The 14,429-nt window shown below is 32.6% G+C and carries 12 protein-coding genes; all 12 read right to left on the bottom strand.

Annotation, left to right across the window (positions count from 1 at the left end; all coding sequences use genetic code 11):
- Positions 1-92: 92 nt before the first annotated feature.
- Positions 93-1,619, bottom strand: coding sequence for a lipopolysaccharide biosynthesis protein (locus G634_RS0100545; protein ID WP_026503654.1), 1,527 nt, complete (start codon positions 1,617-1,619; stop codon positions 93-95).
- Between the two features lie 25 nt (positions 1,620-1,644).
- Positions 1,645-2,547, bottom strand: a complete 903-nt coding sequence (locus G634_RS0100550; protein ID WP_026503655.1) for a glycosyl transferase family 90 — start codon at positions 2,545-2,547, stop codon at positions 1,645-1,647.
- A 183-nt stretch (positions 2,548-2,730) separates the two neighbouring features.
- A complete protein-coding gene (locus tag G634_RS0100555) occupies positions 2,731-2,958 on the bottom strand; it encodes a hypothetical protein (protein WP_026503656.1) in 228 nt (75 codons plus the stop codon).
- A gap of 181 nt (positions 2,959-3,139) precedes the next feature.
- Complete coding sequence (locus G634_RS21040; RefSeq protein WP_155830470.1) at positions 3,140-3,280, bottom strand: hypothetical protein; 141 nt, start codon at positions 3,278-3,280, stop codon at positions 3,140-3,142.
- A gap of 160 nt (positions 3,281-3,440) precedes the next feature.
- On the bottom strand, positions 3,441-4,262 hold the full coding sequence (locus G634_RS0100565) for a glycosyltransferase (protein WP_026503657.1): 822 nt from the start codon (positions 4,260-4,262) through the stop codon (positions 3,441-3,443).
- 194 nt (positions 4,263-4,456) lie between these two features.
- A complete protein-coding gene (locus tag G634_RS0100570; RefSeq protein ID WP_026503658.1) occupies positions 4,457-5,500 on the bottom strand; it encodes a glycosyltransferase in 1,044 nt (347 codons plus the stop codon).
- 116 nt (positions 5,501-5,616) lie between these two features.
- Entirely contained in the window at positions 5,617-7,098 is a 1,482-nt protein-coding gene (locus tag G634_RS0100575; protein ID WP_026503659.1) for a B12-binding domain-containing radical SAM protein, read from the bottom strand.
- A gap of 156 nt (positions 7,099-7,254) precedes the next feature.
- Positions 7,255-8,847, bottom strand: a complete 1,593-nt coding sequence (locus G634_RS0100580; protein ID WP_026503660.1) for an AAA family ATPase — start codon at positions 8,845-8,847, stop codon at positions 7,255-7,257.
- Between the two features lie 4 nt (positions 8,848-8,851).
- The gene (locus G634_RS0100585) at positions 8,852-9,811 is read right to left on the bottom strand and encodes a glycosyltransferase (RefSeq protein ID WP_035798368.1); all 960 of its coding nucleotides are present in this window, start codon (positions 9,809-9,811) and stop codon (positions 8,852-8,854) included.
- 268 nt (positions 9,812-10,079) lie between these two features.
- Positions 10,080-11,669 carry a hypothetical protein gene (locus tag G634_RS0100590; RefSeq protein ID WP_026503662.1) on the bottom strand — a complete coding sequence of 530 codons (1,590 nt, stop codon included), beginning with the start codon at positions 11,667-11,669 and terminating at the stop codon, positions 10,080-10,082.
- 309 nt (positions 11,670-11,978) lie between these two features.
- Positions 11,979-13,187, bottom strand: coding sequence for a glycosyltransferase family 4 protein (locus tag G634_RS0100595; protein ID WP_026503663.1), 1,209 nt, complete (start codon positions 13,185-13,187; stop codon positions 11,979-11,981).
- Positions 13,165-14,292, bottom strand: a complete 1,128-nt coding sequence (locus tag G634_RS17400) for an AAA family ATPase (RefSeq protein ID WP_035798372.1) — start codon at positions 14,290-14,292, stop codon at positions 13,165-13,167. Before G634_RS17400 ends, G634_RS0100595 begins: the two co-directional genes overlap by 23 nt.
- Positions 14,293-14,429: the final 137 nt, after the last annotated feature.

Below are 14,429 nucleotides of genomic sequence, written 5' to 3' on the forward strand. Positions count from 1 at the left end.
GTAATCTATAAAATACTTCCTAATTTGCTTAATCATATATGCTTCTATATATTTCCTAGATATCTTTTTAAACATTATCTCTCTATTAGTATCTATATCATTTTCAAAAATTTTTTTATTATATTCAAGAAACTATATAATTCTTTGTTTCGTAAATTAAGTAATATATATAACAACAATGATACTATTGCTGATAACAGCATTTTTAATAGTAGACCTAACAAATTTAAAACCACAATTTTTTGGCAAGCATAATAGCATATAAAAACCACTAAAAATGTACAAACAAAACTTTTTATCAAAATAAGAATATAAGATTTTAATTGCATTTTAAAATAATATTTAAATATATAATAAATATCTGAAGGTATATTTATGAATAAAAGTGTTATTATAGACGCTAATATAGCTCCAGCTATTCCTATTTTTCTTACCAATACAATATCTAAACATATATTAACAACTACATCTATTATATAAAAATAAGATCCTTCCCACCATATTCCTGTAACTTCGCGTAATGTTTCACATATACTAGCCATGCTTCTTATATAAGCATAAAAACAGAATAATACAACCGTATAATATGGCAATAAATACTTACTACCAACCCATAATTTAATAAAAGGTTGGTATAAATTCAATAGTACTGAAGCACATACAGTTGAAACTCCGCCTATGATAAATGTGTAATTTTTTAAAACTCCATAATTCGATTCCTTAGATTCTAAAGCAACTCCATTTCCCCAACTTGGTATGATTGCATTTTTCACGGAAGCAATAACCATTTCAACAACACTTATTAGTAGATAATAATTCTGATACTGTGCCAATAAAATCAATCCAGCAAACGATGAAATAATAATTGAATCAAACGAATTTCTTGACATTGTTCTTATTTTGCTAAGACCTATTGCTGATACTTTTTTTATAAATTGAGGAATAAAAGATTTTTCAATATTACCTTCAGACTTATATATAGTATACTTCTTATAAAAACAAATATTTATAAAGATTATATTTATAATAGGTGCAACCAACATCGCCAACGAATAAATAAAAAAATCTCTGTAAAAAACAATTATTACCATTTGAACAATATACATTATTGCTGCTGCAGTTCCACCAAAGAAATAAGCAAACTCTGCTCTTTGATCCACTTTAAAAATAACTATTTTATAGCTACCAAACAAATATGGAATAGCAAAGCTTAGTAAATATAATGAATAAATAATTTCTAGATTAACATCAGATGGATACTGACTATTCAAAATAAACTTATGTATAAATGGTATTGTTATTATTCCAAACAGAATTATAAAGGAGCCTACCATTAAGTAAAATTTTCTAAAAATATTAAGCAACCTTTTTATTTGAATAATATTCCCATTTGCATATGGTTTATGCATGTAAAACAGAATAGCAGAATCGATCCCTAAATCTGCCATATTAATAATACTTAATATCGAAGAAAATAAATTACCGACACCTGCATATTCCATCCCTATATAATGAATTATGAGTGTTCGCACAATAAAAGGTAAAATTGTTGTTACTATTGTAATATATATATATGAAACAAATCCTTTTATAGAACTCGTTATTCTTTTACTATTCATATCAGATAATAATACCTCATTTGAATCAACTGTTCACTATTTTTTTTAATTGTGATGCCAAATAATCCACGGCTTTCTCTCTAGTCAAATAATTAATAGCAAACTCTTGTGCATTATGGCCAATCTCACAAGCCTTCTTATAATTATTTTCTGCCCAGTCTAACCGTTCTGTTAAGTCAGATAAATCTGCCTTAACAGGAATATAATGCACAAATGGAACTAATTTATCTGTAAAAAACTCTTCCCATTCATCCTCAACAATAAATAATGGCCGTCCCGTAAACAATAAAATCTTTCGTCTTGATGACCACGAAATGCCTTCTATATCTAATAGATATTTAAACTTCGTCAGTTCGTTCATACTTACATGTTCAGATGTAAGACTTGATCTAATATCCATTCTACAATCATCATTAGCCATTTCTAACAATTTTTGCCTTTTATAATTGTTATTTGGATTACCTATCCAAAATAGCTTATCGATTATCGGATCAATTTTAGATGAATTCAAGATATCGTTTATTAAAATATTATAATCTTCTATACCACTTTCTTTCCAATTAATGAAATTATAATCAGGTATTAATTCAAAATTCTTATTATTTTTTTTTCTACTATAAGTATAAAACTTCCTATTTCTTACTCTGCATATATCATGGCAACTAATTCTCATATATATATTGCCGTTTAACTCATAATGAACTTTTTCAAATGCTGCTAATAGCATCTCAGCCGTTTTACACTCTCTATCATTTACATTTCCATAAAGCTTTATCTTCAGCTTATTATTTTTTTTATTATATTTAAAAACTATATCTTTTTGGCCTTCAATAAGTCTCTTAGCAACATCTATTATGTATTCAAAAGTCACCTTTTCGACTCCACCTGATCGGATAATTTCCTTTATTCTTGCTCTAATATTATTCATTTCATTAATCCTCGGAATTTTTTAAGGTAGTTGTCACCCTCCCCGTATTCCTTTCCTTATTTACTATGAGGCTTCTGCCTCGTTTTTAATTTCTTTTTCTTGCCTAGGATTCAGCCATTCTGTATCGCTGTAGTCCCATTTTATTTTGTTTCTCGTCCATCGTTAAAGATGTGCTGCTCTAGCCTATTCATAGATCTCTATTTGTTTTAGAAGGATACCTCTGTCTAAACCTGCATGTATTTGTGTTGATCTGCTTGAAGGTGTAATTCCAAGTGCATAGAGTGTCTCCAGCATCGTGACTCCCTTCATTTGGCTTCCGTTATCTGAGTGAAGCACAAGCGGTTCTTTATTCATGTATATCTTTTCTTCTCTGTATATGCGCTTTATTGCTTCTTTTGCCAAGTCTGCCAATCCAGATTATAAACTTCCCAGCCGACTATCTTTCTGCTGAAAAGATCTGAAAACAGATACAGATAGTAGTAATTACCTTTTATCAAAGAATGGCTGTTTCCAAGACAACTGTAAATTTATCCTAGCTACTCCACTTGTCAGCATTTTTATACTTTGTTGTTGGTGATAACCCCCTTCTTATTCATCGCTTCATCTCGCATCTGTACAGAGTGTTAATCCCTATACCTGTTTCCTTCTGGATATCCATTACAATAACGTCTTCCTCAGGAAGCCTGGCTACTATTACTTCTTTCATTTCTATTGGATATTTGTTATAGCTCAAATTTGTCACCGTCCCCTTGGTAATAATCTCACCACCTTTAGGAAGTGGATGACAACTCCCCTAACTCAGAGAAAAAAGAAGATACTAAAGCTATGCAAAAAGACCAAATAAAATTTTTTGTAGAACTCAACAATCTATTACTCAGCATATTACATTTACCTTAAACTTTTCCTGTTATTCCCTTAAAATAGTCCATAATCCCTCTTTTAAACATTTTTTTATTTTCATATTTATTATTTGGATCAGTCATACAAATATAATAATAATGTCGTGCACTTTCTAAAACATTCAACATCCATCTGATTGGAAGTGAATAAAACTTATAATTATAGTATAAACGATTTCTCTCCATATAATAATGTCGAATCGGAGAATGAACTGCTTGACCATTTACCAAATATCCAACTTTTTGATGCAAATGAGTTCCTCCAACCTTCCAAATCTCATAATGTTTTCTTTTTACCTGCTTACAGAAATCCAAATCTGTTCTATCAACAAAATAATTCAAATCATATCGCAACTGCTCTTTTTCTATTATTTTCAAATTCAAAACCGTTCCAGAATTAATTGCCCAAAAAACTTTTTTTGACTTCTTGTTATCAAATTTCCCATCCCAATCTTGCACGAATGGGCAAACAAGCGCAATACGTCGTATATCTTTATACAAACAAAAATTTTGCAATAATTCAACTGATAATAAGTCTAAATCACTATCTTGATCCATTAACATAAGAAAATCCATCTTATCTTTTATTGCCCGCTCTATGACAACATTATAAGCATTTGCTAATCCATTATTATTCTCATCCTCAATGTATACAATATTATTGAATTCTTTAAAGTTTTCTTTTAATGATTGTGGCGTCACTTCAGGACTATTGTCATATATGTAAACTTTTGAAAACATTTCTGCATCTCGAGTTAAATACAAAACATCTTCATCTGATATTTTATAAATAACAACCGCTTTTGAAAAATTCATTTTTCCATCCCTATCTATATTTAATTCCTCTTATACATTCATTTTGCAAAAAAATTAAATATTTTAACAATCTTCAACCTATATGTCCTTTGAATAATTACACCCTTGGTCCTTACAAATAAAGCATTTTCTTCTAACTAAATCAATTCATCATATCCATAATCATACAAAGTCTAATACTCGCATATTCATACTCACTGTTTCCAATTGCTTCTATCTGCTTCCTCTTTATGAAACAAACCTCTAATTGTGCCAATTCCATAAACCCATAATGTAATCCAGCACATAATTGGGTGACACAACCAAACTTTAATATCCTTCTTATATGCAAATCCTTTTATTGACTGGAATAAAAGAGGAAGAACAGTTATACAACAAAGTGCAAACTTAACAATTTTACCCTTTCCAACCTTACTCCAAGGATACTTACGACCTTTGCTATCAGAAAAGAACAGAAAATCTTGTATTCTTCTATTCTGTTTTCTTTTAAATGTTGCTAAATCCGGACAGAACAAATGAACTATTCCGGTTTTAACTTTAGCTACTCGAAGTTCAGGATTTTTCTTGAACAGTTCCCATAATACATCTATATCGAATAGATAATCACCTTCAAAGTTCTCAATAAGTTCCTTTGTACGCATAAAAAATCCATTTGCGCCGATTGTAGGAATCATATCTTCGCGGAACTTGATTGAAAGGTAATCTCCCATATCTTTTTCTTCTCTTTCAACTTCTGTCCATTTTCCTGTAAGGCAACAATAACGATCATAATTACCAGTAAACATGCAAAGCGGATCATTCATTCCTATCAAAGCACAATATCTGTTTATTACGCTATCTTTTTTACGGTAGGTATATTTGATTGGCTCAGAAGCAATTATTTCCTCATCTTCAAATGGAGCCATCATTCTCTCCATCCAATCTTTTTTGGGAATGATATTGTCAGAATCAAGCAAAAGAACCACATCTCCCTTTGCTTTTCTAACTCCTACTGCTTTTCCAGCTTCTGCAGTACGAAGCTTATTATGAAATACACTTATTTCAATATCATATTTTTTCTTATAATCTTCAAGACGTTCTAAAGTGCCATCTGTAGAACCACCATCGGCTATAACAATATCTATTTTTTCATGTGGATAAGTCTGGCAAACAATTGCCTCCATATAATTATCCAGAGTTCTCATACTATTAAACGTTGGTGTTACTATTGTAACTGACAGCACTTTTTTCTCTTCCATATTTTCCTTTTCCGTTACTTAATTAATAAATCACTTATACTACTAATTCTTAGACGCAATACTATTGCACTATCCTAACAACAATCAAGTAGCCCTAATTAAAAGTAACTATAATATTATTTCTTACTAAAATCCAACAAATGTCCCATTACCTGTTTAGCTGCTCTTGCATAAAACTTAACATCAGAAAAACTCCTAATGCCAGTTAGTCTTCTCCATAAGAATTCCGGATTAAATGCAACTTTATATACAGACTGAACAGCTTCGAGTATTTTCTCAGACCCCATAGGTGTCTTCATAACCGGCATTCTCTGATCGAACTCTGCATAATCTTCTGTGAGCAGCCATCCATTTTCTTTACACTCTCTATAAAGAGGAGTTCCAGGATATGGGATAAGAACTGTTGCCTGAAGCGTATGTGCCCAGCCCTTTATCAGAATCTTTCTGCCAAGTTTTACTGTGTTCTGAACCTGGGCTTCATCTTCCCATGGGTATCCGAACATAAGTGTAATATGCGGTGAAAGTCCAGCTTTCTTTGCATTTTGAAGACTCTCTACCATGTTTTCGATTTTTTCTTTCTTGACGATTCTATCAAGCGTAGACTGGTTAGCACTTTCAAGACCAAAGAGAACAAATCTAAATCCAGCTTCCTTCATGAGCTTGTACTCTTCTAATGAGAGTGCGCACAGTCTCATGTTACAATCCATGATAACCTTCTTGTTATAACCGCGCTCAATCATACCTTTGCAGAAAGTATGAAGCCATTCGCCAATAGGGAACGCTCCTGAATCATCCATAATCTCTTTTACGCCATACTTCTCTATTAAAACTCCGATTTCATCAAGAAGTTTCTCTGGAGAGCGCATGCTGTACTGAGGATACAATGTAGTCCAGCTACAAAAAGTACACTCGTGATGCCAACAGTCTCTTGCTGCCATTGTATATGTTCCAGGAATCTTGCTATAGTTTCCGTTTTTCTCACTATATAACTTCCACTTAGTAAGATCTCTGTCTATCATAGGAAGTGAATTCAGATCTTGATTTAATCTAAATGCACCTGTATTCTTTACTACTACAGTTCCATCTTCAGCCTTTTCTCTATACCAAATGCCATAGTCAAGCTTCTCTGCATCCAGTATTCCGTTATTATCCCTAAGATTCTCGCACAGGTTGTCCATTAGAAAATCATAATTACCACCTGTAAGAATATAATCGACAGGGCATTCATTCATTGTTTCTTCCGGAAATGCAGTTACATGATCTCCTACCATTACTATTATCATGGAAGGTTTCAACTTCTTAAACTCTTTCACGATTTCCCAATGAAGTTTGACAACAGGTGCCTTTGTCTCGATCATCATAACATCGATATCATCTGACAAAACTTCCTCTACAAACTGCTTATAGGTCTTCTCTTCTGCGATTCCATCATCCCAGCGAACTTCAAAACCTTTGCTCTTTAGCAAAGTAGCGCAGTAAGCAGGAACCATAGGATAAATATATGTTGGTGAATTAAACCACTGAAACTGTCTGTTCTGACCAAGAAGAGGTGTTCCCTTCACATTCTCAAGTGGTGGATATGCAATTGATATTTTCATTCGATAAAACCTCTTAATACTACTGTTTACCTGATTACATCAAGTGATAGTAACGTATTCTGACAATAAACTCTTATACACTTATTGCCAATTTCAAACTGTAATAACAGCAACATTTCTATGATAACACATTAGCTGGTATTTTTTCAAAATTATTTATATATGCATAGTAATTTTTTCAATGCTACAGTCATGACATTTAGTTTTTTCATCATAGTTTATTCCTACTAAGATTACTTCACCGATATAATCATCAAATATACTCGGGTATTTATTATCTTTTATCTGATTTATTGCAGCTTCTGATGATTTGTTCCATTTTAGTTCAACTACCAGTGCCGGACGATTAGATGGCATTCTAGGAATAAATACTACATCTGCAATTCCTCTCCCAGAAGGCAATTCTTCAACTTTCAAATACTGTTCTATACATGTAATATATGCAAATTTAATTACATATCTTAACGCTTGTTCATTATTATAAAAAGTAGGAGCATACTCAGATTCTCTTATTTCATCAATCCTCTTAGCAACATATTGACTATCTAACTTCAATGTAGCTTCCAGTATTTTTTCTGATTTCTTTATCAACTTCGACATTCTGGAATTATCGCGGTTTTTAAACAGACTCACAAACTCCGTTTTAACCTCTTCATTTGGAATCCTTACTACTTGATTGTCAATATCATACGTAAGATATCCCAAGTGAATTAATAACGTTAAAACATCATCTTTATTACCAAAATTCTCTACATCATTATTAAATGTGCTCACATCAACATTAAGACTTTCACCTGCTATCAGTCTGGCAACATCTTCTTGAAGTCCCTTATAATCCATATTTATATATGCCAAAAGAGATTCTGTTGCTGTAGTTCTTCTCCAATATGAACCATACCTTTTCTTTTCAATAGCATTCATTACCGAATAAGGATTGTATATAGATACAGAGTTTTCAAAATGATATCCATCATACCATTTTTTTATCTGTTTCAAATCCATGTCATGTTTCTTGCATAACAATTCCACTTCATTTTCTGTAAAACCAGTAAACATTGCAAATTTGTCCGGATTTAACACTGTATACTCATCAAAATCCGATATAGCAGACTCTGTACCATCCTTTTTTATAGGTAATATTCCTGTCATATATGCTGCTGCAACTACCTTTGATGTAATATTTCCGTTTTTGAAAATGCCTCTCAAAAAGTTCAAATATGCATCCTGCTCAGCTTCATCACTCCTGAATTCGCGAATAATTGCATCCCACTCATCAATAATGAAAACAATCTTTCGCCCCGTGTGCTCTACAAACTCCAATAAGATTTGTGCAAAATTTTTATTCCTATCAACATCCGGAAGGTAACTTAACATTTCTTCTAGAATAGTTTCTTTTATTGTATTGGTGATATCTGCAATCTTTTTTCCGTTTCCTTTTAAATCGGATATAAAACTTGTAATATCCAAGTATACAACATTGTACATATTCAGATATTTTTTGAAATTTGCAGTCTTACTTATATCTAATCCAGAAAAAAGACTTTCAGAATTGCACGTACAGTCATAATAAGCACATAGCATATGTGCAGCAAACGACTTACCAAATCTTCTAGGACGACTTACGCAAACAAGTTTTTTTCTAGTCTCGACTACGCCATTGATAATATCTATTAAATCTGTCTTATCAATATATTCTAACTTTAGTATTTCAGCAAAATCAGCATTTCCCGGATTTATATATACGCCCATATTTTTACCTTAATAGCTCTTTTGACAACAATCCTCTAACAAACTTTACACCATATCCTACGTGAGTACAGAATATTCCCAGCATTGTTAATCCCCATACCGCAAACGATCCTGCATTATGAATACTACATGCAAGAAGAACAAAATAAAGCAACAATACTCCACCATATATGTACCATACAAAAGGCAAAAAAGCTCCAAGAATAGGTCCTAAAATAAGTCCCAATACAAACAGACTCGGCACAAAATATGTAAACTTTCTAGAAGTTTGCGGAAGCACTTTTGCAAAATATCCGCGATGCTTTGCATAATTTGTTGCCTGTTTTAAATGCTGTTTAAACATTCTTCTTCTATGATGATATACGAGTATCTCCGGATCATATAATATCTTAAATCCGCTATTAACTATATCAAGACAAAGCTTGGTATCTTCGCCTGGATAGAAGTTAGAATCATATCCACCGATTTGTTTAAACAGTTCTGCGCGAACTATAAGATTTACGCTTGGAAGATCATCGACTTCTCTTTGTTTCTCAGGAAGATAGCGGTATGTGTATCCTCCACTGCACATCTTTGATTCATAGGTCTTGCCAGATGCCTGCTGCCAAATATCATCTTCTGGGGCAGTAACTGCCGGACCACCAACTGCGCCATACTCAGAATTCTGCAGATATTCTGCTGCCTTAGTAAGCCACTTGGCTGATGGATATGCGTCATCATCTATAAAAGCAATGATATCTCCCGTTGCATATTCAAGCGCCATATCTCTCTTTTCTGCAGGGCCTGTTTTTCCACTTGGAATAATTCTAACCTTATCTCCCATCTCTGGAAATGTTTCATCTGTTGGTTCATCAGGGAATATAAGAATCTCATAATCCTGATATTCCATTGCCTTGTAATGCGGCATAGCTGTACGTATATAATCATTTATCTCTTTTACTGGTATTATTATCGAAAACTTCATCACAAAAATCAAAAGCTTAAAAAGCTTTTCCTTTCTACTATATTATATGGTAATACTAGCCAAAGCATATATTTGGCTAGTATTCTTGTAACTTCAATTCAGAAATCCTCATTTTCATTATATTCGTAAGAATACTCTTTTGACCTAACTAAAGTATGTAAATATATCAAAATCCCAAACATCAAAAAACGCAAACACCACTATTATAATGCATAACGAGATATAAATCATCTACATAATTTATCTACATAAAACGTATTTTTTGTTATCATTTGAGTCCTTTAACTATTTCATCCGCAGAATCATAAACAAAAATAGAATAATATCCGTTCTCAAAGACTTTTTTTCCATTTTTCAGAAGTGGACATTGATCAAACCCCCAGTCATCAACTCTATTGTAGAAAATAAATGTCTTTCCTTTTGGAAGAGTCTTAGCATGATCTGTGGACTGAAGCCATTCCAATATATCTATATTATCCTTGCCGTTAAGTCTCCATCCTATATTCCACATTTCAATTTGACCATTTGATAATTCAGTCAGGACATTAGTCTGCCAAAAGGAGCCAAAGCCTTGTGTATATCCATTATCAAGTAAATATTCAACTGCCTGTTGTTGAGCATATTGTGAATGAATAGCATATTTGGGTTGTGTTTGTTCTCCTAAAGCGGATGCTCTTGAAGAAACAAGAACACAAAGCACAACTATTACAGCTAATATATCCTTCGTTACTCTATAGTTCCAATTTTCTGTCTCAAATTCTATTATCACCATCAAAACAGCAAACGGTATAAGCGTCAAAAAATATTGAGAACAATAATGATCTATAAAGTAAAACATCATCAAATGCACAAAAAGTGCAGAATGATAGAACATCACTAATAATTGCTGAACATAGTCAAGTTTTTTATATATAAACAAAAGTCGAATCGAGCATGCAAAAACAAGAACAGCTAATAAAATCCCAAAACAAGATGCAATTCCCAAAAAGCTAAAAAGCTTTGCTCCTGACTGATACCCGTAATAGCAAAAATAATCCCTTACCAAATCTTCCAATTTTATGGAAAACTCTTTTTTCCAAGCAATGTTATCAAAAGTATTAAAATGATAGTTATTTACAAGTACAAATCCATTATATCCCCAGCCTAATATACCAAAAATCATCATCGCAGCTGATATACACCATTTATTCAAGGATTCTTTCTTTTTATCTAAAAAAACAACTATCAAACAAGCCAATACCAAAGGAATAAATGTTGAATATACTAAACGTATTCCATTCAATCCGCATAAAAAAGAAGCTATGAGGCATAAAAGAACTTTTAATTTTCTATCCTTAGCATCAAAGTTCTTTAAACACCATAAAAACATTAAAACTAAAATCACTGCCAGAATAATATGCGACAAATAGTACAATCCCCAAATAGCATAAAAATAGTACTCTCTTCCAAATGGCCAAGCCATTATACCCGCCCCAAACATGGCGCCTTCTTTGCTACATCCTGCCATCTTAAAGAAAAAATAAGCAGATAATACTGCTACAAGAATCATCAAGAATCCTCCGATAAGCCTAGCTCTATGCCAGTTACCCGGATACACATATATACCGATTCTCAAAAACCATTGCTGGCAAAAAACTCTCAATTCTGTAGAATAATACCATGTCTTTGAAAGAATCCCGCCTTCATCATTAAGTTTTTTAGCCAGCATCATCTCAGAAGCCATATCTGAATCTACAAACCATTTACCTGGAGATATGTACAAATACATATCATATATTAATCCTGCTATCAGAAACATTGTAGCCAAAATGTTTTTCAAGTTCTTTTTTATAAAATCTTTTATTTTAATACGTTGCATCTTCCCTCCTATATCTACTCATTTTGTCACTTTCAAGCTCTATTGATTTTGCAGCTATGGTACTTAAAATTCTTGCTTCTATTTTTATTATCTTTATCATAATTTATTGCAACAAGTAGAATATTTCCTGTATTCTAAAAAACATCCAATAGAAACAGAACATTTCGCCTCTCTTCCATTCTTCCAATGTATAGAAGCTTTTTCCAATCTTATCCATATAACCAAATAACTAAATCACATGCCTGCTTATTATGATATCAAAATTTTAACAACGACCTAAAAATCTGGGCGTCTATTGATGATGCATCATTAAAAAAAACACTTTTCTTTCCCAACGCCTTCATACGCTTCCACGAACAATCTTGCACGTTCATCCCATGTATACCCAGCTCTAATTGTTAGCGAAGCTTTTTGCGCCATTGTTGCTACCAAGTGCTTGTTTTCTAACACTTCATGCATTCGTCCAGCCCAAACATTCGCATCTTTATCTGTTATTATCACACCGTTTTCATCATTATCTATTAAAACATTAGAACCGCCATTTTGAGTGGTAAACACAATGTTGCCGTAGTACATAGCTTCGAGCAGAACCATCCCAAATATCTCATATCTGGTTGGAAGAAGGAATGCATCCGTGAGCTTATATATATTAGAAAGATACTTCTGTTCCATTTTCTGTTCCCAAACCAGACTATTACCGATTCCCAACTCCGAAATCTTATTCCGAACCCTGTTACAGTATTCGTCGTCTCCGGTTCCTATCATATACAGCACCGCATCTTTAGCATATTTCCTGTATTCTGAAAAAACATCCAATAAAAACAAAACATTTCGCCTCTCTTCCATTCTTCCGATGTATAGAAGCTTTTTCCCACTCTTCTGCTGACTTATTTTGTCAAAAAATGCACTGTTACACATTTCGCATTCGGCCAAATTACCCAGTATATCTGATTCGCTATGCTTTTTAGAACTACTTAGCATTTCAGAATCCATTCCTACGCCTACCATTGCAATATTATCAGGCGATATACCCTTACTTACCAAAAAATCTTTCGCCAGATTACTCTTAGCCATAAATTTTGTATGCATTTTTTTATATGTAGGAATAATGATCGGGTCCAACAATTTGCACATCAGATTGTATCTTTTGTTAAACTCATCAAAATATGGGCCATGGTACACCACTGTTTTTTCCGGATATTTTTTTGCCAAAATAACAGATTGAACTTGATTATATTCACAAGGTTGCAATATATCATAGCTTTTCAGAAACGACTCTTCAAAAGAATAAATACAATTTTTTAGAATTGTTTTACCTTTTTTATAAAAAACTGTTATAAACGCTCCCTGGCCGTTATCAAGCCTGACTTCCCGCTCCTCTCCATCAGTCCAGAATACAATATCACATTCATGTCCCATTCTGGATAACGCCTTCGCCAGACCAACCTCCTGAATATTATATGTATTATGGCAAACATCCATAAAATTTGGAATGTTACGTATTATTAGTATCTTCATTAAATAATTCCCTTCGAACTTCCTCATTAGGTATTCTGACAGTTTGCTTTTCAAAGTCATAAGCCAAATATCCCAGATGTATTAACAAAGATAAGACATCGTCACGACTATCAATTGATGTCATATCATTTTGAAAAGTTGATGTATCAACCACCATTTCATTTCCACCAATCATCTGAACCAAATCTGCCTGAAGATTATTTTTGTCCAAACGTATATATTCTAACAAAGCCCTATACGTTTCTGTTTTTGACCAATATGAGTCATACACGCCTGTTCTAACCGCCTGACAAACAGAATTTGGATTATATATATCCCCAACACTTTGAAAATTATATCCATCATACCATTTCTTTAATTTATCAAAATCAACACTATAATTTTGAGCCAGTTTATTAATATCTTTTGTTGTAAATCCAACATATTCTGCAAAAATAGATGGTTGAATCATTGTGTACTCACGAAAATCAGAAATTGCAGATTGATGCCCGTATTTTTTGATAGGTAGAATTCCTGTCATAAATGCTCCAGCTACTACTCTATCTGTGACATTTCCATTCTTGAAAATTTCCCTTAAGAAATTAATATATTCTTCCTGAACAGATGAATTTTCTTTATATTCTCTAAAAAAAGCATCCCATTCATCAATTATAAAAAAGAATTTACTATCATATTTTTCTCGAATTTTAACTAATAATTCTCCCAACGAGCCGCCGGAAACCTCAGGAAAATTATCGTTTAATTCTTTTGTTATTGATTCACGTATATTTTTAACAACGCTTTCCACCGATGCGTTTTTCGAAACAAAGCCTGTAATATCCAGATAAATTACATTAAACTTATTTAGATATTTCTCGAAACTTTCTTTTTTGGATATCTCTTTTCCTTGAAACAGCTCATATGAATTACACGTTTTATCATAATAAGCGCATAGCATTTTGGCTGTATATGATTTTCCAAATCGTCTCGGCCTACTTATACAAATAAGCTTATCCGGAGTATTAATAGACTGATTTACTATATCAATCAGTCCTGTCTTATCAACATATATTCCGTTTACTATCGATTCAAAATTCTCATTTCCTGGATTTATATATATTCCCATGTTATTCACTCCAAAATACAGCATAATTAATTCCGCACTACATATTATAGCATCAATCCTATGCAAAATATGATATGATTTATGTATTTAATGATTATGCACAGAGTCCAAATAAACCTTGTCATATGAAGAGGGAT

Source organism: Butyrivibrio sp. NC3005, assembly GCF_000424545.1.
Classification (GTDB): domain Bacteria; phylum Bacillota; class Clostridia; order Lachnospirales; family Lachnospiraceae; genus Butyrivibrio.

Bases quoted from the DNA above. Each gene is read 5' to 3' on its own strand.
- G634_RS0100545 (WP_026503654.1), bottom strand. From the start codon at position 1,619: ATGAATAGTAAAAGAATAACGAGTTCTATAAAAGGATTTGTTTCATAT.
- G634_RS0100550 (WP_026503655.1), bottom strand. From the start codon at position 2,547: ATGAATAATATTAGAGCAAGAATAAAGGAAATTATCCGATCAGGTGGA.
- G634_RS0100565 (WP_026503657.1), bottom strand. From the start codon at position 4,262: ATGAATTTTTCAAAAGCGGTTGTTATTTATAAAATATCAGATGAAGAT.
- G634_RS0100570 (WP_026503658.1), bottom strand. From the start codon at position 5,500: ATGGAAGAGAAAAAAGTGCTGTCAGTTACAATAGTAACACCAACGTTT.
- G634_RS0100575 (WP_026503659.1), bottom strand. From the start codon at position 7,098: ATGAAAATATCAATTGCATATCCACCACTTGAGAATGTGAAGGGAACA.
- G634_RS0100580 (WP_026503660.1), bottom strand. From the start codon at position 8,847: ATGGGCGTATATATAAATCCGGGAAATGCTGATTTTGCTGAAATACTA.
- G634_RS0100585 (WP_035798368.1), bottom strand. From the start codon at position 9,811: ATGAAGTTTTCGATAATAATACCAGTAAAAGAGATAAATGATTATATA.
- G634_RS0100590 (WP_026503662.1), bottom strand. From the start codon at position 11,669: ATGCAACGTATTAAAATAAAAGATTTTATAAAAAAGAACTTGAAAAAC.
- G634_RS0100595 (WP_026503663.1), bottom strand. From the start codon at position 13,187: ATGAAGATACTAATAATACGTAACATTCCAAATTTTATGGATGTTTGC.
- G634_RS17400 (WP_035798372.1), bottom strand. From the start codon at position 14,292: ATGGGAATATATATAAATCCAGGAAATGAGAATTTTGAATCGATAGTA.